At 73.5% G+C, this 22,501-nt stretch carries 24 protein-coding genes; 13 read left to right on the top strand and 11 right to left on the bottom strand.

Annotated elements, in window-relative coordinates:
* Positions 1–45: 45 nt before the first annotated feature.
* Positions 46–504: a MarR family winged helix-turn-helix transcriptional regulator gene (locus tag ABD901_RS29525; protein WP_345131430.1), complete on the bottom strand. Its 459-nt coding sequence runs from the start codon at positions 502–504 to the stop codon at positions 46–48.
* Positions 505–577: 73 nt separating this feature from the next.
* On the opposite strand from ABD901_RS29525, the gene ABD901_RS29520 reads away from it, so the two are divergent.
* Both ABD901_RS29520 and ABD901_RS29515 read left to right on the top strand, forming a co-directional pair.
* Positions 578–1,225, top strand: a complete 648-nt coding sequence (locus ABD901_RS29520) for a hemerythrin domain-containing protein (protein ID WP_345131428.1) — start codon at positions 578–580, stop codon at positions 1,223–1,225.
* Positions 1,222–2,577: an MFS transporter gene (locus tag ABD901_RS29515; RefSeq protein ID WP_345131426.1), complete on the top strand. Its 1,356-nt coding sequence runs from the start codon at positions 1,222–1,224 to the stop codon at positions 2,575–2,577. Before ABD901_RS29520 ends, ABD901_RS29515 begins: the two co-directional genes overlap by 4 nt.
* An 85-nt stretch (positions 2,578–2,662) precedes the next feature.
* Here the strand turns inward: ABD901_RS29515 and ABD901_RS29510 are convergent, their stop codons facing one another.
* Positions 2,663–2,983 (bottom strand): hypothetical protein, encoded by a 321-nt coding sequence (locus ABD901_RS29510; protein WP_345131425.1) that lies wholly within the window; start codon positions 2,981–2,983, stop codon positions 2,663–2,665.
* A gap of 102 nt (positions 2,984–3,085) precedes the next feature.
* Here ABD901_RS29510 and ABD901_RS29505 point away from each other — a divergent pair, with 102 nt between their 5' ends.
* Positions 3,086–3,559: a hypothetical protein gene (locus ABD901_RS29505; RefSeq protein ID WP_345131423.1), complete on the top strand. Its 474-nt coding sequence runs from the start codon at positions 3,086–3,088 to the stop codon at positions 3,557–3,559.
* A gap of 7 nt (positions 3,560–3,566) precedes the next feature.
* On the opposite strand, the gene ABD901_RS29500 is transcribed toward ABD901_RS29505, so the two are convergent.
* Together ABD901_RS29500 and ABD901_RS29495 are read right to left on the bottom strand one after the other, a co-directional pair.
* On the bottom strand, positions 3,567–4,340 hold the full coding sequence (locus ABD901_RS29500; RefSeq protein WP_345131421.1) for a class I SAM-dependent methyltransferase: 774 nt from the start codon (positions 4,338–4,340) through the stop codon (positions 3,567–3,569).
* A gap of 36 nt (positions 4,341–4,376) precedes the next feature.
* The gene (locus ABD901_RS29495) at positions 4,377–5,087 is read right to left on the bottom strand and encodes an SDR family NAD(P)-dependent oxidoreductase (protein WP_345131419.1); all 711 of its coding nucleotides are present in this window, start codon (positions 5,085–5,087) and stop codon (positions 4,377–4,379) included.
* 45 nt (positions 5,088–5,132) lie between these two features.
* Here ABD901_RS29495 and ABD901_RS29490 point away from each other — a divergent pair, with 45 nt between their 5' ends.
* The gene (locus ABD901_RS29490) at positions 5,133–5,726 is read left to right on the top strand and encodes a TetR/AcrR family transcriptional regulator (RefSeq protein WP_345131417.1); all 594 of its coding nucleotides are present in this window, start codon (positions 5,133–5,135) and stop codon (positions 5,724–5,726) included.
* Here the strand turns inward: ABD901_RS29490 and ABD901_RS29485 are convergent.
* The gene (locus ABD901_RS29485; protein ID WP_345131415.1) at positions 5,686–7,026 is read right to left on the bottom strand and encodes an MFS transporter; all 1,341 of its coding nucleotides are present in this window, start codon (positions 7,024–7,026) and stop codon (positions 5,686–5,688) included. The two genes, ABD901_RS29490 and ABD901_RS29485, sit on opposite strands and share 41 nt — an antisense overlap.
* A 153-nt stretch (positions 7,027–7,179) precedes the next feature.
* Between ABD901_RS29485 and ABD901_RS29480 the strand changes: the two genes are divergently transcribed.
* Positions 7,180–7,626, top strand: a complete 447-nt coding sequence (locus tag ABD901_RS29480; protein WP_345131413.1) for a hypothetical protein — start codon at positions 7,180–7,182, stop codon at positions 7,624–7,626.
* A 5-nt stretch (positions 7,627–7,631) separates the two neighbouring features.
* Here the strand turns inward: ABD901_RS29480 and ABD901_RS29475 are convergent, their stop codons facing one another.
* Positions 7,632–8,369 carry an alpha/beta fold hydrolase gene (locus tag ABD901_RS29475; RefSeq protein WP_345131411.1) on the bottom strand — a complete coding sequence of 246 codons (738 nt, stop codon included), beginning with the start codon at positions 8,367–8,369 and terminating at the stop codon, positions 7,632–7,634.
* A gap of 58 nt (positions 8,370–8,427) precedes the next feature.
* Between ABD901_RS29475 and ABD901_RS29470 the strand changes: the two genes are divergently transcribed.
* Positions 8,428–8,793, top strand: a complete 366-nt coding sequence (locus ABD901_RS29470; protein WP_345131410.1) for a leucine-rich repeat domain-containing protein — start codon at positions 8,428–8,430, stop codon at positions 8,791–8,793.
* Positions 8,794–8,811: 18 nt separating this feature from the next.
* Here the strand turns inward: ABD901_RS29470 and ABD901_RS29465 are convergent, their stop codons facing one another.
* Complete coding sequence (locus ABD901_RS29465) at positions 8,812–10,320, bottom strand: penicillin-binding transpeptidase domain-containing protein (protein WP_345131408.1); 1,509 nt, start codon at positions 10,318–10,320, stop codon at positions 8,812–8,814.
* Positions 10,321–10,453: 133 nt separating this feature from the next.
* Between ABD901_RS29465 and ABD901_RS29460 the strand changes: the two genes are divergently transcribed.
* Positions 10,454–12,658, top strand: coding sequence for a DEAD/DEAH box helicase (locus ABD901_RS29460; protein WP_345131406.1), 2,205 nt, complete (start codon positions 10,454–10,456; stop codon positions 12,656–12,658).
* Positions 12,659–12,799: 141 nt separating this feature from the next.
* Here the strand turns inward: ABD901_RS29460 and ABD901_RS29455 are convergent, their stop codons facing one another.
* The 4 genes from ABD901_RS29455 to ABD901_RS29440 are packed head-to-tail and all read right to left on the bottom strand — an operon-like array spanning position 12,800 to position 16,600.
* Positions 12,800–13,789 (bottom strand): aldo/keto reductase, encoded by a 990-nt coding sequence (locus ABD901_RS29455; protein ID WP_345131404.1) that lies wholly within the window; start codon positions 13,787–13,789, stop codon positions 12,800–12,802.
* Positions 13,790–13,824: 35 nt separating this feature from the next.
* Positions 13,825–14,667 (bottom strand): aldo/keto reductase, encoded by an 843-nt coding sequence (locus ABD901_RS29450; RefSeq protein ID WP_345131402.1) that lies wholly within the window; start codon positions 14,665–14,667, stop codon positions 13,825–13,827.
* Entirely contained in the window at positions 14,664–16,073 is a 1,410-nt protein-coding gene (locus ABD901_RS29445; protein WP_345131400.1) for an FAD-dependent monooxygenase, read from the bottom strand. Before ABD901_RS29445 ends, ABD901_RS29450 begins: the two co-directional genes overlap by 4 nt.
* Positions 16,070–16,600, bottom strand: coding sequence for a hypothetical protein (locus ABD901_RS29440; protein ID WP_345131399.1), 531 nt, complete (start codon positions 16,598–16,600; stop codon positions 16,070–16,072). The genes ABD901_RS29445 and ABD901_RS29440 overlap by 4 nt, the downstream gene beginning before the upstream one ends.
* A 134-nt stretch (positions 16,601–16,734) precedes the next feature.
* On the opposite strand from ABD901_RS29440, the gene ABD901_RS29435 reads away from it, so the two are divergent.
* The 6 genes from ABD901_RS29435 to ABD901_RS29410 all read left to right on the top strand — a co-directional run bounded on the left by ABD901_RS29435 (position 16,735) and on the right by ABD901_RS29410 (position 22,491).
* A complete protein-coding gene (locus tag ABD901_RS29435) occupies positions 16,735–17,763 on the top strand; it encodes a 3-oxoacyl-ACP synthase III family protein (protein ID WP_345131398.1) in 1,029 nt (342 codons plus the stop codon).
* 6 nt (positions 17,764–17,769) lie between these two features.
* Positions 17,770–19,602, top strand: coding sequence for an HAD-IIIC family phosphatase (locus ABD901_RS29430; protein ID WP_345131396.1), 1,833 nt, complete (start codon positions 17,770–17,772; stop codon positions 19,600–19,602).
* Positions 19,599–19,826: an acyl carrier protein gene (locus ABD901_RS29425; protein ID WP_345131395.1), complete on the top strand. Its 228-nt coding sequence runs from the start codon at positions 19,599–19,601 to the stop codon at positions 19,824–19,826. The genes ABD901_RS29430 and ABD901_RS29425 overlap by 4 nt, the downstream gene beginning before the upstream one ends.
* On the top strand, positions 19,823–20,566 hold the full coding sequence (locus ABD901_RS29420; protein WP_345131394.1) for a 2-oxo acid dehydrogenase subunit E2: 744 nt from the start codon (positions 19,823–19,825) through the stop codon (positions 20,564–20,566). Before ABD901_RS29425 ends, ABD901_RS29420 begins: the two co-directional genes overlap by 4 nt.
* Positions 20,559–21,653, top strand: coding sequence for an alpha/beta hydrolase family protein (locus tag ABD901_RS29415; RefSeq protein ID WP_345131393.1), 1,095 nt, complete (start codon positions 20,559–20,561; stop codon positions 21,651–21,653). Before ABD901_RS29420 ends, ABD901_RS29415 begins: the two co-directional genes overlap by 8 nt.
* A gap of 85 nt (positions 21,654–21,738) precedes the next feature.
* Positions 21,739–22,491 (top strand): thioesterase II family protein, encoded by a 753-nt coding sequence (locus ABD901_RS29410; RefSeq protein ID WP_345131392.1) that lies wholly within the window; start codon positions 21,739–21,741, stop codon positions 22,489–22,491.
* The last annotated feature ends 10 nt before the right edge of the window (positions 22,492–22,501 follow it).

Below are 22,501 nucleotides of genomic sequence, written 5' to 3'. Positions count from 1 at the left end.
GCCGGGCGTCGGTCAGCCCGGATCCTCGAACCCGTCCGACCCGGACTACGAGGGGTAGCGGGAGCGGTCGTCCGCCGACAGGACGCGGCGCAGCAGCGTCAGCAGGGTCTGCCGCTCTCGCTCGGACAGCACCTGCAGAAACTCGGCCTGCGAGCGCTGCGCCACCTCGAGCAGCTCGCCCAGCCGGGCGCGCCCGTGCGCGGTGAGGTCGACGTGCTGGCGGCGGCGGTCGCTCGGGTCGCGCTCGCGCTGGATCAGCTCGCGCCCCTCGAGGTCGTCGAGGTAGCCGACCAGGTGGCTGCGGTTGATCGCGAGCCGGTCCGCCAGCTCGTGCTGCGCCACCGGCCCGAAGTCGGACAGCGCCGCCAGCACGGCGAACTGCGGCAGCCGCAGGTCGTGCTCCGCGAGGGCCTCCACCAGCAGTCGGTGTCCGACCCGGGCGACGGCGCCGGCCAGGTACGACGGCAGGCCGAGCAACGTCGGCGGCCGGATCTCCTCATCCACCCGAAAATCATACCTAGACGCAATCGTGTCAGCATGTAACTATTACGTCAGGTAACGAAATGCGGGAGGGTACATGCGGGGCGAGTACGACCTGGACATGACGATGATGCTGACCATCCACGGCGCCTTCCGGCGCGAGCTGGAGCGCATCGAGCGGATCGCGGCCGGCGGCGGCGACGATCCCGGGCGGGTGCTGCGGGCCGCCCTCGGCTGGCGGATGTTCGCCAGGTACCTGCACATCCACCACACCACCGAGGACGAGACGGTGTGGGGCGTCATGCCGGCGCGGCTGGCGGGCCGGCCGGACGAGCTCGCGCTGCTCGAGGCGATGGAGGCCGAGCACGCCGCCATCGACCCGCTGCTGGCCGCGGTGGAGGCGGCCGTCGCCGACCGCGAGCGCGGCCACGAGCGCCTCGGCGGCGCGGTCGAGGCGCTGGCGGCGAGCCTGCGCGGCCACCTCGAGCACGAGGAGGCCGAGGGCCTGGCGCTCGTCGACGCGACCCTGAGCGGCGAGGAGTGGTCCCGCTTCGCCGCCGTGCACATGCAGCGGGTCGGCGCCGAAATCGACGTCTACTTCCCGTGGCTGCTTGACGGCCAGAGCGCCGAGTGGACCGAACGGGTCCTGTCCCGCCTGCCCGCCTTCGGCCGCGCCAACTACGAAGGAGCCTGGCGCGCCGCCTACGAGCGCCTGGACCTGTGGGCCCCGGCGGTGACGTCATGAGCGCCACGACCGCGCCGGCACCGCCGGCCGCCGGCCGCCGCCTCGGCGTCGCCACCTGGGTCATCGCCGTCGCCCGGTTCATCGTCGTGCTCGACGGCACCATCATGATCGTCGCGCTGCCGAGCATCGAGCGTTCCCTGCACCTGTCGCCGTCCGGCCTCAACTGGGTCATCAACGCCTACGCGCTCACCTTCGGCGGCCTGATGCTCGCCGCCGGCCGGGCCGCCGACGTGCTCGGCCGCCGCCGCGTGTTCCGCGTCGGCCTCGCACTCTTCGGCATCGCATCGCTGCTCGGCGGCCTGGCACCCGGCGGCGGCTGGCTCGTCGCCCTGCGCGCGGTGCAGGGCGTCGGCGCCGCGATCGCCACCCCCGGCGCGCTCTCCCTGCTGGTCAGCACCTTCCCGGAGGGCCAGCCCCGGACCCGCGCCCTGGGCCTGTACGGCGCGATGACCGGCCTCGCATCGGTCCTCGGCCTGCTGCTCGGCGGCGTGCTCACCACCTACGCCGGCTGGCGCTGGGTCCTGTTCGTCAACGTGCCGGTCGTCGCCGCGCTGCTCCTGGGCACGGCCACCCTGCACGACGGCAACCGCGACCGCGGCCGCTTCGACCTGGCCGGCGGCGCCAGCGCCACGCTCGGCGTCGGCGCGCTGGTGTTCGCGATCAACCGCGTCGGCGAGCGCGGCTGGAGCGACCCGATTGTCCTCGGCGTGCTGGCCTTCGCGGTGGTACTCCTGGCAGCGTTCGTGGCGATCCAGCGCACCGCAGCGTTGCCGATGATCCCGCGCGACGTCGTCGCCAACCGCGCCCGCGCCGGCGCCAACGCCGTCACGCTCATCATGTCGGCGGGCTCCTTCGCGACGTACTACTTCCTGACCCTCTACATGCAGCAGGAGCTCGGCTACTCGGCGCTGCGCACCGGCCTGCTGTACCTCCCGTTCGCCATCGGCTTCGGCCTGGCCGCCGGCGCTATCGGCCCGCAGCTGCTGCGCCGCGCGTCGCCGCGGATCGCCCTCGCCGCCGCCCTGCTGCTCGCCGCCGCAGGCACCGCCTGGTTCTGCCTGCTCACCCCGGACCGGAACATCCTGGCGGTCCTCGTGCCCGCCTCGCTGGTCACCGGCATGGGCCTCGGCGCCACCGCCGTCGTCGCCACGGGCATCGGCGTGCGCGGCATCGACGACTCCGAGGCCGGCATCGGCTCAGCCTTGCTCACCGCCGGCAGCCAGGTGGGCGGCGCGATCGGCCTGGCCACCTTGGCGACGGTGGCGACAACCACGTCGTACACCACAGGCTTCGCGGTCGCCGTCGCCTTGTATCTCGTCGCCGCGCTCGTCGGCGCACTCACCGCCGGATAGCCCCGGCGAGCCACGGTGCTGACACCGCGGCCTGGAGCTCGTCGAGCGTCCAGGGCGACTGCACGCCCGCGGAGTGCCGGCCAGGTCAGTGCATGACCTGGCCGGCGATGCAGAGGACCAGCAGCGTCAGGCAGAACAGGCCGAGCAGTGTGCCACCGACCCGCGGGGAGACGCCGACCGAGCCGACCAGGAGCCCGAACAGCAGGATCAGGGCGCCCAGCCCCAGCTCCGCGTTCAGGTACGGCGTGGCGGCGACGGCGTCCGGGCCGCCGCCCAGGTCGGCGACGAGCTTGTCGCCGACGGACTTCGGCGTGTGGCCGAAGCGGAACGCCCAGATGAACGTCGCCACGAGGACCACCGCGCTCGTGAGCCAGCTGCCCTTGTACAGCTTCGCGACCAGGCCCACGGCGGTGTCGACGGTGCGCGGCAGCGCACCACGCGGTTCGGCACGCCTGCGGGTATGGACATGAGCCCCGTTCGGACGTGCCGTTCCGGTACCGTCGCTGGCATGGAGCCGCGTACGCGGGCACTGCCGATGCCGGACCTCGAGGCCCTGTTCGGCGTGCTGGTGACCGTCCACGCCCACCTGGTGGTCGACGAGCTGCCACCGGATCTGGTGCACCGCCTGCTCAACCGCCTCACCGACCACGGACCGCTGCCGGCCGGCGCGTCGGCGGGCGAGCTGAACGCCCTGCTGGCCGATCTGTGCCAGCGCATGCACTGGGCGATGTCGGAGGAGTACGGCGACTACCCGGAGCCGCAGCCCCGCCGTACCACCTATTACCTCGAGATCCCGGACGAGGCCGTCGCCGACTGCGTGGCGGCCCTGGACGACCTCGGCGGCGAGGTCCTCCAGGGCCGCCCGCGGATCGCGGTGGCATTTGCGGACCTGCCGCCCGACCCGGGCCACCACGCCCGGGTCGCGCAGCTCTCATCGCTGGCGCGCCAGCACGGCGGCCGGTACGCGGGCTTCGGCGCCTGACTCGACTCTACGAGGGCGAGTGGCCCTGGTGATGCTCGAGCACGAGCAGGTCGCTGTCGCCCGTGATCGGGCCCGGGACGTCGTGCGCCGCGACCGCGCGGTCCAGGGCGGCGAAGCCGCGCTCGATCTCGTCCTCGGTCAGGTGCTCGAACGTGGAGATGGCGCGTAGCCGCAGGCGCCGGGTGTATGCGGCCAGGTCGGGAGCCATCGTCTCGCGCACCCGTTCCAGGCCGGCCACCGTCATGCCGGCCTCCTCGAAGACGTCCGTGACGTCCGTGAGCTTGGGAAACACCTGCAGCTCGATCCGGCGTGCGGCGGGGAAGTAGTGGTGCCACAGCAGGTCGGGCATGCGGTCGGTGAACGCGCTGCGGATGAGCAGGCGGCCGCCGGGGCGCAGGACGCGGGCGATCTCAGCCGCGGCGCGGCGGCGGTCGGTGACGTGGTGGAGTACCAGAAACATCAGCACGACGTCGCAGGAGCGGTCGGGGAGTGGGATGGCCTCGGCGCTGCCGGGCAGGTACCGCACGTTCGGGTGTGGCGCGGCCTGGCGGCGCATCCGCTCGGAGGGCTCGACGCCGTAGGCCGGGCCGCCGAACACCTCGGCCAGGATCGGCGTGAAGCGGCCCGTGCCCGAGCCCAGGTCCAGGGCGGCCAGCGGGCGGTGTGCGGGCGCCCAGCGCGCGAACGCGCCGGACCAGAGCCGCGCGAGCTCGTCGGACAGCGCGCGGCCCTCGCTGTAGACCGCGTGCTGCCGCTCGTCGTAGTCGATGCGTTTCGGCATAGTGACCGTTCTACAGCCTGGCGACCAGCCCGGCGACTAGAGGAGCCGCGGGTAGCCGGCCTCCGGTACGCGTGTCGAGGTGTGCATCGTCCAGAGAAGGTCCGCGAGGTGGTCCGGGTCGACGGCCGGGATGTCGGGGACGGGCTCCCCGGCCGCCTTGGCCTCTGCCATCCGCGCGTGGAAGGGCGTGTGCTCGATGGCGGCGCCGATGTACAGCCCGCCGACGTAGACGCCGTTGTCCGCCACGGCGGCGTGCAGTGCCTGCAGGTAGTTGCGCTGGGCGGCCAGGATGACGCCGCCGGCGATGTTGGGGTTGCCGTACATCGCGCTGGCGCCCTGCGCGCTGAGGATCGCGCCGGCCCCGCGGGCGAGCATGCCCGGCAGGAACTCCCGCACGAGCGCGACCAGCGCGTGCACGCCGAGCGGCATGAGCTGCTGCACGCGCTCGACGGACAGCTCGAGCACCGGCCCGAACCCGTCGGGGGCGGCGCCGTAGTACAGCACGTCGACCTCGCCGACGGCGTCGCGGATGCGCCCGGCCAACCCGGGGATGCCGTCGACGTCGGCGACATCGGCGACGATCGTGTGTACCACTGCGCCGTCGCCGTTCAGCTCCTTGGCGATCTGTTCGAGCGGCCCCTCGCGGCGGGCCACGAGCGCCACGGTGTACCCCGCGCGGGCGTACCGGCGGGCGATCGCCCGCCCGAGTCCCGGACCCGCCCCAACCACGGCAATCGATTTGGTCATAACTTGACGCTAGGGTCAAGTTGACGGTGCCGTCAAGTTGCTACCGTGGACCTTGTGGAATCCAGCGCGCACTTACGGGCCGACGCCGCGCGGAACGTCGCCCAGATCCGCGCCGCCGCGATCGCCGCGTTCCGGGGCCGCGGCCTGAGCACGCCGCTGGAGGACATCGCAGCGGCGGCGGGCGTCAGCAAGGCCACGGTGTACAACCGCTTCGGCGGCCGCGAGGGCCTGATCGACGCCGTGATCGGCGAGCTGGTGGCCGCCGAGATGCACACCGTCATGGAGCGCGCACGCGGCATCGACGACCCGTGGACGGCCGTCACCACGTACGTGAGCGACCGCCGCGACCTGCAGTACCGCGAGCCCGCCTTCACCGACGCGCTGCTGATGCTGTACCCGAACTCCGCCCAGCTGGCCGCGCTGGCGAGGGCCGCCACCAAGGCGGCCGAGGACCTGCTGCGCCGGGGCCACGACGCGGGCGTGGTGCGCAGGGACTTCACCCCCGGCGACCTCTACTACGCCGATGTCGCCAACGGCCTGGCGCTGCGCGCGCTGCGCCCGCCGTCCCGCGAGGACTACGACCGCCGCACCCGCTTCTTCATCGACGGCCTCCGCCCGGCAGACGGGCCGCGGCGATGACGCCGGCCAGCGCGACCACGGTGAGCACCGCGAACACGACGCCGAAGGCGAGCGTCGGGGACGAGCCCAGGCCGGCCAGGACCGCACCCGTGACCGCGACGCCCGTCACGGCCGCCACCTGCCGGGTGGTGTTGAACATGCCCGAGGCCGCGCCGGCCGCCGCCGAGTCCACGGACGCCATTGCGGCGGCCGACAGCGGTGACCAGGCCACGGCGTTCGCGAGGCCGAGCACCGCGGCCCCGGCCGCCGCCCACCACGGGTCGGCTTCGAGGACGACCACGAGCCCGATGAGCACCAGGCTCGCCGTGAGCAGCGCCGTGCCCAGGATCGCCGGGCGGCGCGGGCCTGCGCGGTCGACCCATCGGCCGGCCGCGGGAGACAACACCGCCGCCACGAGCGCGTCCGGGGTCATCACCAGGGCCGCCTCCGCCGGTCCGAGGCCCCTGGCCTGCTGCAGGTACAGCATCGTCGGCAGCGCCATCGCGATGACCGCCGTGCCCAGCGCCGCCATCGCCACGCTGGCCGCGAGGAAGCCGGCCGAGCGGTAGAGCCCCAGCGGAGCCAGCGCCGCCGACCCCATCCTCCGCTCGTGCAACGCGAAGAAGGCCAGCAGCGCGACGGCGACGGCGACGGCGGCGAGGACCGCGGGCGCCGGGACGTCGCGCCAGGCGAGCAGCGCCCAGACGAGCAGGCCGAGGCCGGCCGTGCTGGTGAGCGCCCCCAGCAGGTCGAGCCGCGCGGCGTGACCGCGGCTGCCGGGAATCCAGCGCAGTCCCATGAGCAATGCGGTACCGCAGAACGGCACATTGACCCAGAAGATCCATCGCCAGTCGAGGACCGCCGTCAGCACGCCCCCGAGGATCGGGCCGAGCAGCGTGCCGGCCGCCGCGACGGAGCCCCACATGCCGAGCGCACGCCCGCGCTCGCCCGCGGCGAAGAGGCGCCGGATCAGCGTGAGGGGCTGCGGAGCCATCGCGGCCGCCGCAAGGCCTTGCACGACCCGGAAGAGCACGAGCCAGCCGATCGACGGCGCCAGCCCGCACAACGCCGAGGCCACCGCAAAGCCGGCCATACCGGCCAGGAACACGCGCTTCGGGTCGTAGCGATCGCCGAGCCGCCCGGCGACGAGCAACGGGACCGAGAACGCCAGCAGGTACCCGGCCGTCACCCAGAACAGCCCGGAGACGCCCGGCCCGAGCCCGTTCTGGATGCTCGGGCTCGCGACCGCCACGATCGTCATGTCGACGAGTAGGACGAAGAACCCCGCGAGCAGCGCCGCAAGCCCCGCCCACCGGTTCACCGTCGCCATCTTGCCCGTCGCGGACGTAGCGGATTCAGGCGAGGAGCCGCGCATCGTCCGCGTACGAGGAACGCATGCAGATCATCGTTCACCTGTTGGAGAGTAGGCGACAGAGGCGGCGATCGGATCGGCCCCGGCCGGTACCGTGCCTGCATGCATCGGGTCGCCTGGGGGTTGTTCATCGCGGCGGTTCTCGCGTGCGCCGGGATGGGCGTGCTCGAGCGGCCGTGGTCCCGGATCGCGTTGGGGGCCGCCATCCTGCTGGCCGGGCTCGGCCTCGTGGTCGCGTTCAGGAACGGGCGGGGCATCGAGCGGCAGTGGCTGGCGGACGGGGTCGAGGGCACGCTGGTCGTGACGATCGCGAGCGCCGAGTACAGCGACGACGGCGCGACCCGGTATGCGCTCGACGGGCTGCTGCACACGCCCGGGAGGGCGGGCGAGCCGGTGCAGCTGCGCGGGTTCGTTCCGATCGCGAGCGCCGGCGCCGTCGTGGAGGGTGCGGAGCTGAAGGTGACCGTGCTGGACGCCGATCCTGGCGCGGTCCGGGTGCACCTGCGCACGGACCGGCCCGCCGCATTCGCGTTGTTCCGGGCCCGCTGAAACGCTCAGGCCTCCAGCAGCGCCATGCACCGCGTTGGGCTTTCGACGTGGGCGTTGTGCCCCAGTCCGGCCAGCGTGACGGCCGGTACACCCAGCTGTGCGAGCTGCTCGTCGGTGTTCATCGGGTCGCGCTCGCCCCGGGCCAGGACGACCGGCGCCGATGACCGCGCCAGCAGGCCGGCCATGTCCGGTGCACCCACCCCGAACGCGCGCGGGTCCATGGCGAGACGCCACCGGCCGTCCTGTTCGCGGATGCCTTCCTGCGCCGCGGGGTCCTGGTCGGTGATGAGGTTCGCCAGTCCGGAGACCCGCAGGTGCCGGGCGAGGGCGTCCTCTTGCGAGTCGTACCAGGCCACCGGGCGCCGGGCCAGCGCCTGCGCACGGTCCAGGTCCTCGGCGCTCCAGGCGACCTTGATGCCGAGCCCGACGATCGCCGCGACCGAGGTGCGGGCGGCCAACGCCAGGGCGACCACGCCGCCGAGCGAGTGCCCCACCACGACGGTGCGGCCGGCGGACTCCGCCAGCGGGCGCACCGCGTCGGCGAGGGCATCGAAGGTGTACTCGGACAGCTCCGCCGACCCGCCGTGGCCGGGCAGATCGGGCGCCAGCCATCGGCCGGGCCAGCGGCGCGCCAGCTCCGGCGCCCACCCGGACCACACGGCACCGGTCGCGCCCAGCCCATGCAGCAACAGCAGCAGCGGGTCGCCCTCGCCGCCGCCGCGCACCCGGAGATCCTGAACCATCCCCGGAGTCTGCCATGCGTAGGGTGGCAGCACCCCGACCGCAACGGAGGACGGATCTGTGATCGAAGTGGACATGTCCGGTGGCAGGCTGCATCGGGCCGATCTCACCGGGGTGACCCATCTGAACCTGTCGCGCAACCGGCTCACGACGTTGCCCGACTGGGTCGGTGACCTTCGCTCGCTCGTCCGGCTCGACCTGTCGCACAACGACCTTGCCGCCTTGCCGGAGTCGATCGGGAATCTCACCCAGCTCGTGTCGCTCGACCTGAGCGACAACCGTCTCAGCGCCTTGCCGGAGAGCTTCGCGAACCTCGGCAGCCTCACCACGCTCAGGCTGGACGGCAACCCGTTCGCCGGCGTCCCGGACCACCTGCCCGATGGGGTCCGGATATTCGACCTGAACGAGGGCCGAAGCGCCTGGTAGTCGTCCCGTGTCGCACTGTCAGGCGGCGAAGGCGAGCTCCCGAGGCGGGGCGGTGAAGTCGCGGACCGGCAGCGGGGCCAGGCCGTCGCGCTCGACCGCGGCGACCGCCCCGACGGCGCCCTCCGGCACGCCGGTGGGGATCTGGACCGTGCCGCCGCTCGCCCACGGCGCGGTCGCGATCATGCCCGCGGTGACCAGCTGGGGCCCGGCGACGACCACGGAGAAGGTGTTGCGGCTGCCGGTCTGGCCGGACTGGCCGAACACCGGGCGGCCCACGGTGTCGCGCACGGTCGTGGCCGGCAGGTTGCCGGCGCCGCAGTGGTCGCCGAATGCGGAGCGGTCGCCGAGCGGGCAGCGGCCCGCGTCGATCGCGGCGCGGGCCACCTCGGGGCGCAGCACCGCCTCGCAGTGCGGCCCGATGCCGGAAACCGCCCGGCCGGCCGTGTCGGCGACCCGGGTCACGGGGAGCGGGTCGCAGCGGGTGCCCTCGGCGGCCAGGGTGGCGTATGCGTTGGCCAGGTCCAGGGTGGCGGTCGACGAGACGCCGAGCGTGAACGCGCCCCACGACGCGCTGCTCGGCGGCTGGCTCAGCTGCCGGTCGAGCTCGCTGCGGAAGGTGATGCCCAGCCGGTTGGCCATGGCGACCGCCTTGTCCGCGCCGATGCGCTCCTGGAGCGGCACGAAGTAGGTCACCACCGCGTGGCCGAACGCGTCCCACATGGTGCGCGGCCCCGACAGGTACGCCTGGTCGCCGGTGTTGGCGGGGCACCAGTGGCCGCCTTGGCAGGCCATCGGGCTCTGCGGGTCGATGACGTACTTCGACTTGTACACCTGCTGCGTGTCGATCGTGTGGTTCAGCGTCAGGCCGCCCTCCAGCGCCGCGGCCAGCGTGAACATCATGAAGGGCGCGCCGGCCGCCTCGCCGGGCGTGTTGGCGTCGCCGGTGACGAGCGGGTCCACCAGGTCCGGTCCGGCGGATCGCCACGGCGGCTGGTCGGAGCCGGTCGGCGACGGGCTCGGGGACGGCGGGCGGCGGAAGTTGCGGTTCACGGCCATCGTCCTGACCAGGCCGGTGCCGGGTTCGATCGTGGCCAGCGAGAACACCTTCCGGTCGCTGACCGGCACGAGCTGGTCGACCCGCTGCTTCGCGCCGGCCTGCAGCCCCGGGTCGAGCGAACCGCCGATACGGTACCCGCCGTGGCGCAGGCGATCGAGCCGCTGCGCCTCGTCGGCCCCGAAGGCGGCCTGCGCCTGCCACCACGTGACCACGTAGTCGCAGTAGTAACCCCAGTCGTTGACCTGCGCCCGCAGGCAGCTCTCGCGGGGGTCGTCGGTGTCGAACCGCGCGATCAGCGTCGTGCCGTCGGCCGCATACAGCTCCGAGGCCCGCGGTCCGGGCGACGCCGACGCATCCGGCAGGGCCGCGTCCCGGGAGCGCCAGGCGACGACACCCACCACGGCGCCGATCACCAGGACGGCCGCCACCGCCAGCGCCGCACGCCGGCCGTTCCTTGACTCGCCCGCCATCGCTGCCCCCGCCGCTCGCGCGCTGTGAAAGGTTCGATGATATCGATTGAATCTGCCGGTCGCTGACCCGAACCGAGCGCCGTTGGTGATCTGTCGGTACGTTCAAGGACATGTTGCTCCGACGGCCGTCGCGATGACGGCCCCCAGCCGCCGGGAGACGCGTGCGCTCCTGGCTCGGGCCGCCGCGGCGCAGGCCGACGCCGAGGCGATCGTCGAGATCATCAGCGCGGCGCGTGCGGAGGTCGTCGAGGCGTACGCGGTCGCGAGTGAGCCGCAGGTGTGGACCGCCATCGGCAAGATGTCGATCGAGACGGTCAAGGACACCGTGGACGGCCGGGCCCGGCTGGACGAGCTGCCGGCGCACGGCATCTGCTCGGTCGCCGACGTGCTGCGGGCCGGGCCGGAGCGGCTGGTCCGGGTGCCCGGCATCGGCGAAGGCACGGCCCGCAAGACCATCCACGCCGCCGAGCAGCTCAAGCGGGCGGCGCGGGACTCGCTGCAGTTCCGGATCGAGCTCGACCCGAAGAACGTCGAGATGACCCGCTTGTTGCGGGCGCTGGCCAGGTTCGGCGCGGTGTGGCACGCGGCCGGTGCGCACGAGGCCGACGCCGGGCGGCTCGCCGCGGAGCTGGCCGAGCAGCGCCCGATCGCCGAGCCGAGCGCGGCCGGACGGGTGCGGCGGCTGTTCATGCGGGCCGGGGACAAGGCGGTCGCCGACGACGCGGCGCGGCGGGTGCGGGCCGTGGTGGACGCGGCCGAGTCCAGCGGGCTGCCGCGGGCCGCCAAGGAGGCGCGCGCCGTCCGCACGCCGGGCGACAGGCAGGTCTGGCGCGACTTCGAGCGGCGCTCGGCGGACTACTACGCGCTGCTCAGCCAGGTCGTCGGCCTCGGCGGCGACGTCGCCGCGAGCGAAGGGTTCCTGCCCGCCGACATCGTCGAGCGGGTCGGCGCGCAGCAGCTGGACACGTCCCGGCTCAACGACAGCCTGCGGTTGCGCGGGTACCAGTCGTTCGGCGCCCGGTTCGCCCTGGTGCAGCGGCGGGTCGTGCTCGGCGACGAGATGGGGCTGGGCAAGACGGTCCAGGCCATCGCCGCGATGGCGCACCTGGCGGCCCGCGGCGCCACGCACTTCCTCGTTGTCTGCCCGGCCAGCGTACTGATCAACTGGTCCCGCGAGATCGCCCGGCACTCGACGATCCCGGTCGTCAGCCTGCACGGCGGCGGCCGGGCGCGGGCGGTGGCCCGGTGGCGGGCCCAGGGCGGCGTCGGCGTGGTCACGTTCGGCTCGCTGGGCGCGCTCGGCGCCGGCCACCCCAGGCCCGCACTGCTGGTCGTGGACGAGGCACACTACGTGAAGAACCCCGGCGCGAAGCGGTCGCAGGCCGTCAACCGGGTCGCCGCGCAGTCCGAACGGGTGCTGTTCCTCACCGGTACGCCGATGGAGAACCGGATCGACGAGTTCCGCGCCCTGATCGAACACCTGCGTCCGGACGTCGCCGCCGGCATGGGGCCCGAGCACGCGGCGATCAGCGTCGAGGCGTTCCGGCGCGCGGCCGCCCCGGTGTACCTGCGCCGCAACCAGCCCGACGTGCTCACCGAGCTGCCGGATCTCGTGCAGGTCGACGAGTGGGAGGAGTTCGGCGCCGAGGACGGGGACGCGTACCGGGACGCGGTGCGCGAGGGCAACTTCATGGCGATGCGCCGGGCGGCGTTCGCGGTCCGCCGGCCGCGCGACTCGGCGAAGCTGACCCGCCTGCTGGAGCTGGCCCGGGAGGCGATGGCCAACGGTCGCAAGGTCGTCGTCTTCTCGTACTTCCGCGACGTCCTGAACGTGGTGTGCGCCGCGCTCGGCGCCGACGCCCGCGGCCCGATCACCGGTTCGACGCCGGTCGCCGACCGCCAGCGCATCGTGGACGAGTTCACCGCCTCGAAGAAGCCGGCCGTCCTGGTGTGCCAGATCGAGGCCGCCGGCGTCGGCGTGAACATCCAGGCGGCCTCGGTGGTGATCCTGTGCGAGCCGCAGGTCAAGCCGTCGATCGAGGCCCAGGCGATCGCCCGCGCACACCGGATGGGCCAGGTGCGCACCGTCCAGGTGCACCGCCTGCTGATCGCCGACTCCGTCGACGAGCGCATGATCGAGATCCTCGGCTCGAAGGCCCAGCTCTTCGACGCGTACGTCCGGCACAGCACCATCGCGCAGGCCGCACCCGGCGCCGTGGACATCTCCGAGGTACAACTGGCGCGGATGATCGTGGCGCAGGAGCAGCAACGCCTGTCCGGCGCGCCGGAGCCGTCCCGCCGCTCCGTCTCTTCCACGACGTCAGGTGCGTTGCCATAGCAGGGGCATGTCCTCGCCGGCGGCGTACGCGGTGGCGAGTCGCTATGAGCTACGCGAGAGGTCGTCGAACGACATCTGACGGTCGTCAGCAGCGCAGGAAGGGCCGGCCGCAACATTCGCGGCCGGCCCTTCGCGTGGTCGTCAGGGCTTCGGGGGTGGGGCGGCGTGCTGGTTGGTGCCGGCCACCTGCGCCGCGATCGGCTCGAGGGTGGCGAGGTCGTCGGCGGTCAGGGTCAGGGCCGCGGCGCCGAGGTTCTCCTCCAGGTACTCCCGGTTGCTCGTACCGGGGATCGGCAGCACGCCCAGGCCGTGTGCCTCGGTGCGGGCGATCAGCCACGCCAGGCACACCTGCGCCGGGGTGGCGTCGTACTGCTTGGCCACGCCGCGCACGATGTCGAGCAGGCGCTGGTTGTGGTCCGCGTTCTCGCCCACGAACCGGGACACGATGCTGCGCACGTCGCCCGGCTCGTACGTCGAGGACGACGTGTACGCGCCGCTGAGGAAGCCGCGGCCGAGCGGGCAGTTCGCGACGTACCCGATGCCGAGCTCGGCGCAGGCGGGCACGACGTCGGCCTCGTCGGTGCGGGTGAACAGGGACCATTCCTTCTGTACCGCGGTGATCGGGTGCACCGCGTGCGCCCGGCGGATGTGGGCCTCGTCGAGGTTGGAAAGGCCCAGGTAGCGCACCTTGCCCGCGGCGACGAGCTCCGCCATGGCGCCGACGGTGTCCTCGATCGGGACCTTCGGGTCCGGCACGTGCAGGTAGTACAGGTCGATGTAGTCGGTGCCGAGGCGGGACAGGCTCGCCTCGCAGGCTTCCTTCACGTACTCCGGGTCGGCGCGCAGGCCCTTGAGGCCCCGCGTCTGCGGGTCGCGGACCGGGCCGAACTTCGTGGCCACCACGATCTCCTCGCGGTGGCCCTTGAGGAAGGCGCCGACGAGGCGCTCGTTCTCGCCGATGCCGTAGGTGTCGGCGGTGTCGAACGTGGTCACGCCGAGCTCCAGGGCCCGCTCCATCGTGGCGAGCGACTCCTGGTCGTCGGCCGGGCCGTAGAACTCGCTCATGCCCATGCAGCCGAGGCCGAGCACCGACACCTCGGGGCCGCTGCGGCCGAGTCTGACCGTTCTCATGTGTATCCCTCCTACGTGCCCTTGCCTGCGTCGCCCTACGGCGCGCCGGTGGGATCCCAACCCGGCTGGACCACCAGGTTCCGGTCGAGGCCGTCGAGGACGGCCATGTCGTCGTCGGTCAGTGCGAAGCCGAAGACGTCCGCGTTCGCGGCGATGCGCTGCGGGTTGGTGGAGCGCGGCAGCGGTACCACACCCTTCTGCAACGCCCACCGGATGAGCACCTGCGCGGCGCTGCGGCGGTGCCGGCCGGCGACCGCGGCGACGCCGGGGTCGCGCAGCATCCGGCCCTGCGTCAGCGGGCTGAACGACTGCACGACGATCCCGGCCTGCCGGCAGCGCTCGACCACCGCGGCCCGCGAGCGGTAGCAGAACGGGGAGAGCTCGATCTGGTTGACCGCCGGCGGGTGCTTCGCCACGGCGAGGAGCTCGTCGAGGTGGCGCTCCATGTAGTTGCTCACCCCGATGGCGCGGACCTTGCCCTCCTCGAGCAGCTCCTCCATCACCTGCCAGCTGTCAAGGCGCAGCCGCGGGACGGGCCAGTGGATGAGGTACAGGTCCACGACGTCGACGCCGAGCGCGCGACGGCTGCGCTCGAACGCCGGGCGGACCGAGCCCGCGCCCTGGTCGGAGTTCCACAGCTTGGTGGTGACGAACACGCCGCCGCCGGGCGCGTCGCGCGCGGCCCGGCCGACGTCGGCCTCGTTGCCGTAGATGGACGCGGTGTCGACGTGCCGGTAGCCGGCGTCGACGGCGGCGGCGACCGAGGTGCGCACCTGCCGGCCCGAGAGCTGGAACACGCCGAGGCCGAGGACCGGCATCGGCACCTTGTCGCCGATGACGACGGTGTCGCCGGGGCCGGTCGCGTCGGCGACGGTCATGCGCTCACTCCCGCCACCGCCGGCTCGCCGAACCAGGTGCGCACCGCGGCCCGCGTCTCCTCGTCGTCGGTGCCGACGTAGGCCACGATCCCGTCGGGGCGCACGAGGACGCGCCGGGCGGGCGTTGCCGAAGCCGTCACGAGCCGCAGGCGGTCCGACCAGGCGGCGACGTCGAGGGGCTCGGCGGTGGAGTCGACGAGCAGGCCCTGGCCGTCGCGCAGCAGGTCCGCCGCGTCGGGCAGCCGCCGGCCGAGCAGCTCGTCGTCGCCGGCCGGCATCGCGTACACATCGTCGGTGCTCTGCTCCAGCAGGAAGCGGTGCACGGCGGGGTACCGCAGGAACTCCCCGAACAGCTCGCGGACGTCGCCGACGCAGTCGAACGGGTGCAGCAGCCGCATCTGCGCGCGGGCGTGGCGGGCCAGGCGCGCGCCGACCGGGTGGCGCTCCGCGTGGTACGTGTCGAGCAGGCCCTCCGGCGCCCAGCCCTGCACGGCGGCGGCGAGCTTCCAGCCGAGGTTCACCGCGTCCTGGATGCCGGCGTTGAGCCCCTGCGTGCCGGAGACGAACAGCACGTGCGCGGCGTCGCCGGCGACGAACACGCGGCCCTTGCGGTACTGCGTCGCCAGCCGGGTGTGGTTGCCGTAGCGTGACACCCACCCGGGCGTGACGTCCGGGCGCTCGCCGGTGATGCGCTCGACGGCGTCGAGCAGCTCGTCGCCGGTCGCCGGGGTGCCCGCGGGCGGGCGTTCGCGCTCGAACTCGACGGTCATGAACCGCACCGCGCCCGGCTGCAGCGGCAGCACCGCGAACATGCCGCCGGGGAAGCGGCCGTTGGAGAAGGCCGCCTCCGGGTCGCTCAGCGGCACGTCGCCGATCATGCCGTAGTACGTGTCGCCCTCGGCCGGGAAGTCGATGCCGGCCGCGGACCGCACCGCGCTGAACTCGCCGTCGCAGCCGACGACGTAGGCCGCCTCGAGCGACTCCTCGCCGCCGGCGGTGGCGATCCGCACGCTGACCCCGTCGCCATGGTCGGCCAGGCCGGCCACCCGGGCGCCGCGGCGGATCTCGGCCCCCAGCTCGCGGGCCCGCGCCTCCAGCAGCGCCTCCGTGCGCCACTGCGGGAACGCGTACGTCTGGTCCTCGGGGCCGGCCGACGCGACGTCGAGCCACATCATCGCGAACGGCGTGCGCGGCCACACCGGCAGCCGGGCGACGCCGGCCTCGTCCAGCAGCCCGCGCTGCCGGAACACCTCCAGCGTGCGGCCGTGCATGCCCATGCCCTGCGACACGGTGGCCGGCTCGGCCCGCTCCTCCACGACGACGGCGCGGACCCCCATGAGCCCGAGCTCGCCGGCGAGCATGAGGCCGGTCGGCCCGCCGCCCGCGATCACCACGGTACTGCTCATCGTTGCGTGTGCTCCTTCGGCTGTCGTTGGCGCCGCCTACGATCGCAGCGCACGGGTACCAACGAGGTCCCCGCCCGGTCGATCACTTTTATCCCGGGTGAGCCCGAGCCGGGCCATGGAAGTGGAAGCCACACGTGGCCGCGGCGGTGCGCGGCGTACACGAGCGTGGTCGGCACGTCGGTGACCAGCGCGGCGCCGCCCTCGTCGAGGGCATGGAACTCCCACGGCGCGCCGCTCTCGGCCAGGGCCGCGGCGACCAGCCGGAACGTGGTGTTGACCCGCAACGACTTCGCGCCCGGCACGACGATGCCCTGCGCCGACGCGAGGGCCTCCGACAGGTGCGAGCGCTGCCGCATCAGCACCATGAGCGGACGGGCGCCGCCGGCGACGAGGGCCGCCGCGTGCCGGACCGCGGCGACGCCGCACTCACGGTCGTCGACGATCACGCAGACGCGCGGCTGCGGCGGCGGGGCGCCCGTCTTGGAGTGCACGGTGTCCGGCCGACCGGCGTTCCCGTCCGTCTGCATGTCCGCACCGTGCTCGTCGCCGCTAACGGCGGCCTTGCGGCCCGCTAAAGCAAGTCGTGGCTTAGGCCAGCTTTAGCGGCCGCAACCACGATGAGGCGTACGGCGTACAGCATCTGCGAACGGGAAGGGGCAGCATGGAGCGCCCGGACGTGCGGATCCTCTCCGCGGCGAGCACCCTGCCGGGGCAGCCGGTCGACAACGGCGCCCTGGCCCGCCGGTTCCGCATGGACCCGGTGTGGACGCAGTGGGTCGACGCGTTCGTCGGCACCCGCAACCGGCACCTGTCCATCGACCTGGCCACCGGCGAGGTGCGCCAGAGCCTGGCCGACCTGGCCGCGAGCGCCGGGCAGCGGGCCCTGGCCGGGGCCGGGATCGACGCGGCCGACGTCGACGTCGTCGTCATGGGCACGGCGACCCCGGACACGCTGATGCCGGCCACCGTCAACGTCGTCGCCGACCGGCTCGGCATCGACGGCGTGCCGACCTACCAGCTGCAGTCCGGCTGCGCCGGCGCCGTGCAGGCGCTCGACGTCGCCTGCCGGATGCTGGCCGGCGGCGCCCGCACCGCCCTGGTCCTGGCCGGCGACGTCTCCACGAAGTACTTCGACCTCGGCGTCGACCTGCGCAAGCTGCCCAGCGCCGAGCTCGTCAACGTGGTCCTCTTCGGCGACGCGGCCGGCGCCGCCGTGCTCTCCACCGAGCCCGTCGCGCACTCGACCGCGATCCGCGGCCTGCTCAACCGGCTCACCGGCAAGGGACGGGCGCCCGGGCACACGCTCGACTGGTTCGGGCCGGCCGACCGCACGTCGCAGCGCCCGGCGGCCGTCGAGGACTTCAAAGCCATTGAGCAGTCGGTACCCGTCATGGCCGTCGAAATCCTCAAGGAGCTGCTCGAGGAGCTCGGCTGGCACCGCACCGACGTCGACTACCTGTTGCCGCCGCAGCTGTCCGGCCGCATGACCGCCCGCATCGTCGAGCAGCTCGACCTGCCGGTCGCCACCGAGATCTCCTGCGTCGTGGACACCGGCAACACCGGCAACGCCCTGCCGTTCCTGCAAATCGAGCAGGCGCTGTCGAAGATGGCGCCCGGCGACCGGGCCCTCGGCATCGCCGTCGAGTCCAGCAAGTGGATCAAGGCCGGCTTCGCGCTGGAGAGGTGCTGAGGCGACATGGATCTCCTTGCCGAGTACCCGGACCTGCCGGCCCGCCTCGCCGAGGCCGGCCCCGACGAGCTGCTGCGCACCGGGCGGCTGCTGCAGCGCATCGACCCCGCCGACCTGCGCGCCAAGCACCCGTCGCTGCCGGCCGTCTCCGCGGCGATCGTCGGGCACGGCACCCTCGCCACGCTGCGCACCGCGCTGACCGCCGAGGCCGCCCGGCACGGGCTCGTGCTCGAGGCCACCGTCGGGGACTTCGACGGCTACGTGTTCGACCTCGGGGATCCGGGCAGCACGGTGTACCAACGGCAACCCCAGATCGTGCTGTGCGCCCTGGACGCCGAAGAGGTCTTCGCGAACCTCGAGCCCGGCTGGACCGCCGAGGACGCCGGCGCGGCCGCCGAGGCGCTCGCCGGGCGGGTCGCCGGCCTCGCCGAGCACTACGTCGCGCACGGCACCGGCGTGCTCGTGCTCAACACCGTGCCGCTGCCGGCGATCCACGCACACCAGCTCGTCGACTACCGCTCCCGCGCCCGGCTCGGCATCGCCTGGCGGGCGGCCAACACCCGCCTGCTCGAGCTCGCCGCCACCGACCCGCGCATCGTCGTGCTCGACCTCGACCCGATCGCCGCCGAGGGCATCGCCGTGCACGACCCGCGGATGAGCACCTACGCCAAGGCGCACCTGTCCGACGCGCTGCTGCTGCGCTACGCCCGGCAGGCCGGGCACCTGTGCCGCGCGCTGGCCGGCCGGACCCGCAAGGTGCTCGCCCTCGACCTCGACAACACCGTGTGGGGCGGGGTCCTCGGCGACGACGGGATCGACGGGATCGAGGTCCACGAGACGTACCGCGGCGAGGCCTTCCGCGCCTTCCAGCGCGTCGCCCGCCAGCTGGGCACCCAGGGCGTCCTGCTCGCCGCGGTGAGCAAGAACGACCTCGAGCCGGTGCAGCAGGCCCTGCGCGAGCACCCCGGCATGACGCTGCGCGAGGACGACTTCGCCCACGTCACCGCGAACTGGCAGCCCAAGAGCGACAACCTGGCCCGCCTCGCCGAGACGCTCAACCTCGGCCTGGACGCGTTCGTCTTCGCCGACGACAGCCCCTACGAGTGCGGCCTCGTGCGCGCCGAGCTGCCGCAGGTCGCCGTCGTCCAGCTCGACGACGAACCGGCCCGGCACGTGACGAAGCTGCTGCGCGACGGCTGGTTCGACGCCCTCGACGTCACCGCCGAGGACCGGGCCCGCACCGCGCTCTACCGCCAGGAGGCCCAGCGCAGCAGTTTCCTGCAGCGCTTCGACTCCATCGAGGAGTACCTCGCCGGCCTCGAGGTCACCGTCGCCTTCGACGCGGCCCGCGCCGAGCACGTGCCCCGGCTGTCGCAGATCACGCTGCGCACCAACCAGTTCAACCTCACCACGCAGCGGCTGCAGCAGTCCGACGTCCGGGCCCGCCTCGACGACCCGGCCCACCTGGTGCTCACCATCCACGCCGGCGACCGCTTCGGCGACAACGGCCTCGTCGGCGCCGTGTTCGCCCGCCGCAGCGCCGACCGGCTCGACATCGACAACATGCTGCTGAGCTGCCGCGTCTTCGCCCGCGGCATCGAGCAGACCTGCCTGGCCGCGCTGCTGCGCCACGCCCGGGCGACCGGCGTCCGCGAGGTGCACGCGGGATACGTCGCCACCGCCAAGAACGGCAACGTCCGCGACCTCTTCCCGTCGTACGGGTTCGCCGTGGCCACCGACGACGGCGCGAGCCGCACCTTCCGCCACGACCTGACCGACGTGATCGAGCCGGCGCCACACGTGCGGCTCGTCACCCAGCTGGAGGGAGCCAGCCGGTGAAGACCTTCGAGGAGTTCGTCGGGCTGCTGCAGGAGGAGCTCGGCCTGCCGATCACGCTCGAGCAGGCCGGCGGCTCGCTCGACGCCGTGCCCGGCTGGGACTCGATGCACCTGCTGACCGTGCTCGTGCTGCTGGAGCGCCAGAGCAGCCGGCAGATCTCCATGCCGGCGGTGCTGGAGGCCGGCAGCCTGCGCGACATCTACGACCTGGCGGCGGCGGCATGAGCGTCGCGCCGCTGGCCCGGCAGCGCCGGCACACGCTGTTCTTCCTCAACGAGATCCGCGACTTCTCGCCGGTGTTCCTCGACACCGACGTCGACATGACGAACGTGCGGCGCCACCGCGGCGGCCCCGTGCGCTACTCCATCGTCAGCTACGTGCTGCACACCGCCGCCGCCGTCCTGGCCAAGCACCCGGACGCCAACGCGGCGGTCACCGGGCGGATCCGGCCCCGCATCGCGTACCACGACCGTGTCCACGGCAAGCTCACCCTGGACCGCACCATCGACGGCCGCCGTGTCGTGCTCGCCGCCGTCCTGCCCGACCTCGACCTCGCCGGCCTCGACGACATCCAGCGCCAGGTCGAGCACTACCGCGACGGCGACCCCGACCGCATGCCCGAGTTCGCCGGCGTCCGCGCCCTGCACCGCCTCCCGGCGACCGTCGGCTCGATGGCGTTCCGCCGCACCGTCCGCCCGCTGCGCACCCGAGCCCAGCGCGTCGGCACCTTCGCCGTCACCTCGCTCGGCCACCGCCCGGTGCAGAGCTTCCACTCCGTCGGCGGCACCACCGTCACCCTCGGCCTCGGCCAGATCGCCGACCGCCCGGTCGTGCGCGACGGCGCCGTCGCCATCGCGCCGCTCATGCGCCTGAGCCTCGCCTTCGACCACCGGGTCATCGACGGCGCCGAGGCCGCCGACGTGCTCACCGAGATCAAGGACGGGCTGGAGGGCTACGGTGCCTGACGTCGAGGAGCTCAAGCAGTTCGTGACCGTGCACGCCGGGACGCAGAACATCCCGCCGAGCCGCTACCTGCCGCTGCTGGAACGCATCCGCACCGACGAGGACGGCGCACCGGGCTCGTGGACCGCCGAGTGGTCCCGCGAGGCCGAGCGCTGGGCCGGTGAGGGCGACCTGCTGCGCGCCAGCCGCCACTACGCCATGGCCCGCTTCCCGTACCCTGACGGCCCGGCCCGCCAGGAGGCGCTGCGCCGCTGCGTGTCCACATTCGACGAGTGGCGGCGCGCGAACACCGCCATCGAGCGCCACGCCGTCGACACCGGCGCCGGCACCGTGCACTGCCTCACCACCCCGCTGCGGCCCGGCGGCCGGCGCCCCGTCCTGCTCGTCATGGGCGGCATCGTCACCGTCAAGGAACAGTGGGCGCCGATCCTGCTGCAGGCCGGCCGCCTCGGCATGCACGGCGTCGTCGCCGAGATGCCCGGCGTCGGCGAGAACACCACCCGCTACGGCGCCGACAGCTGGCGGCAGATCACCGCCGTCCTCGACAGCATCGGCCAGTACCTCGACGTCTCCGAGACCTACCTCGTGGCGCTGAGCTTCAGCGGCCACATGGCGCTGCGCTGCGCCACCACCGACGAGCGCATCCGCGGCATCGTCACCTCCGGCGCGCCGGTCTCCGACTTCTTCACCGACGCCGGGTGGCAGGCGCGGCTGCCGAGGATCACCGTCGACACCCTCACCCACCTCACGGGCATGAAGGAGGCGGCGCTGTTCGCGCAGCTGCCCGCCTGGCGCCTCGACGAGCCGCTGCTGGACGCCCTCGACATCCCGGTGCACTACCTCGCCAGCCGCCGCGACGAGATCATCCCCGCCGCGGACCCCGCGCTGCTGCGCCGGCACCTGCGCCGCTTCCACCTCATGGAGCACGACGACGTGCACGGCTCGCCCAACCACGTCCTCGAGTCCCGCCTGTGGGTCGTGCTGTCGCTGCTGCGCATGCGCCGCGCCCGCGCCGCGCAGCGGGCCGTCCTCGGCCTGCTGCTGGGCGCCGCCCGCGCCGGCTCACACCTGCGCCGGGCGCCGCGATGAGCGGTCCGCAGCGGAGCGGAGGGGCCGCGAACAATATGCACAGCTTTGGCTCAGGCCGGCACCGGAGCGAAGCGGAGGTGACGGCATGAGCGGGTACCTGACGCGTGAGCCCGGTCCCGGTGACGCGCTGCGCCTGTTCTGCTTTCACCATGCGGGCGGCGCCGCCTCGGTGTACTCGCCCTGGCCGGCCCGGCTCGCACCCGCCGTGACCGTGCTGCCGGTGCAGCTGCCCGGCCGCGAGACCCGCCGGCGCGAGCCGCGCCTGCGCGACATGGCGACGCTCGTCGAGCGCCTCGAGGAGCACCTCGACCCGTTCCTGGACCGGCCGTTCGCGTTCTACGGCCACAGCATGGGCGCGCTGGTCGCGTTGCGGATGACCCTGCAGCGGTACCGCATGAGCCGCACCACACCGGTCCAGCTCCTCGTGGCGGCGTTCCCCGCACCGCACCTCCCGCAGGCCGCGGTCCCGCCCGCCGACATCCCCGACGACGACCTGCTGCGCTGGATGACCGGCATCGGCGGCATCTCCCCGGCCCTGCTGCGCTACCCGGAGTGGGTGCGCACCGCGACCGACCTGGTCCGCGACGACCTGGCCCTGTGCCGCAGCGGCCGCCTCGCCGCCCCGGTTTCGCTGCCATGCTTCGTGCACGCCTTCTACGGCACCACGGACCCGCTGATGAGCCCGCAGTCGGCGCTGGCCTGGCGGCCGTACGGCGGCGCCGGTTTCGCGGTCCACCCCGTGCCGGGCGGCCACCTGTTCCACCACGAGTCCGCCGCGGCCCTGCTGCCGCGCCTGCACGCGCTGCTCTCCACGAGCCCCGAGCTGCTCCGGCTTTAGCGCGTTGGAA

This window comes from Dactylosporangium darangshiense (assembly GCF_039537565.1).
In the GTDB taxonomy this organism is placed as follows: Bacteria; Actinomycetota; Actinomycetes; order Mycobacteriales; family Micromonosporaceae; genus Dactylosporangium; species Dactylosporangium darangshiense.
The sequence above is the reverse complement of the archived record's forward strand: the minus strand, read 5'-3'. Positions and strand labels throughout refer to the sequence as shown.

What these genes read in the sequence shown, in the direction of transcription:
- ABD901_RS29480 (WP_345131413.1), top strand. Translation starts at nt 7,180, where the DNA reads ATGCATCGGGTCGCCTGGGGGTTGTTCATCGCGGCGGTTCTCGCGTGC.
- ABD901_RS29520 (WP_345131428.1), top strand. Translation starts at nt 578, where the DNA reads ATGCGGGGCGAGTACGACCTGGACATGACGATGATGCTGACCATCCAC.
- ABD901_RS29410 (WP_345131392.1), top strand. Translation starts at nt 21,739, where the DNA reads ATGAGCGGGTACCTGACGCGTGAGCCCGGTCCCGGTGACGCGCTGCGC.
- ABD901_RS29420 (WP_345131394.1), top strand. Translation starts at nt 19,823, where the DNA reads ATGAGCGTCGCGCCGCTGGCCCGGCAGCGCCGGCACACGCTGTTCTTC.
- ABD901_RS29505 (WP_345131423.1), top strand. Translation starts at nt 3,086, where the DNA reads ATGGAGCCGCGTACGCGGGCACTGCCGATGCCGGACCTCGAGGCCCTG.
- ABD901_RS29495 (WP_345131419.1), bottom strand. Translation starts at nt 5,087, where the DNA reads ATGACCAAATCGATTGCCGTGGTTGGGGCGGGTCCGGGACTCGGGCGG.
- ABD901_RS29430 (WP_345131396.1), top strand. Translation starts at nt 17,770, where the DNA reads ATGGATCTCCTTGCCGAGTACCCGGACCTGCCGGCCCGCCTCGCCGAG.
- ABD901_RS29475 (WP_345131411.1), bottom strand. Translation starts at nt 8,369, where the DNA reads ATGGTTCAGGATCTCCGGGTGCGCGGCGGCGGCGAGGGCGACCCGCTG.
- ABD901_RS29515 (WP_345131426.1), top strand. Translation starts at nt 1,222, where the DNA reads ATGAGCGCCACGACCGCGCCGGCACCGCCGGCCGCCGGCCGCCGCCTC.
- ABD901_RS29435 (WP_345131398.1), top strand. Translation starts at nt 16,735, where the DNA reads ATGGAGCGCCCGGACGTGCGGATCCTCTCCGCGGCGAGCACCCTGCCG.
- ABD901_RS29460 (WP_345131406.1), top strand. Translation starts at nt 10,454, where the DNA reads ATGACGGCCCCCAGCCGCCGGGAGACGCGTGCGCTCCTGGCTCGGGCC.
- ABD901_RS29445 (WP_345131400.1), bottom strand. Translation starts at nt 16,073, where the DNA reads ATGAGCAGTACCGTGGTGATCGCGGGCGGCGGGCCGACCGGCCTCATG.
- ABD901_RS29500 (WP_345131421.1), bottom strand. Translation starts at nt 4,340, where the DNA reads ATGCCGAAACGCATCGACTACGACGAGCGGCAGCACGCGGTCTACAGC.
- ABD901_RS29465 (WP_345131408.1), bottom strand. Translation starts at nt 10,320, where the DNA reads ATGGCGGGCGAGTCAAGGAACGGCCGGCGTGCGGCGCTGGCGGTGGCG.
- ABD901_RS29450 (WP_345131402.1), bottom strand. Translation starts at nt 14,667, where the DNA reads ATGACCGTCGCCGACGCGACCGGCCCCGGCGACACCGTCGTCATCGGC.
- ABD901_RS29440 (WP_345131399.1), bottom strand. Translation starts at nt 16,600, where the DNA reads ATGCAGACGGACGGGAACGCCGGTCGGCCGGACACCGTGCACTCCAAG.
- ABD901_RS29455 (WP_345131404.1), bottom strand. Translation starts at nt 13,789, where the DNA reads ATGAGAACGGTCAGACTCGGCCGCAGCGGCCCCGAGGTGTCGGTGCTC.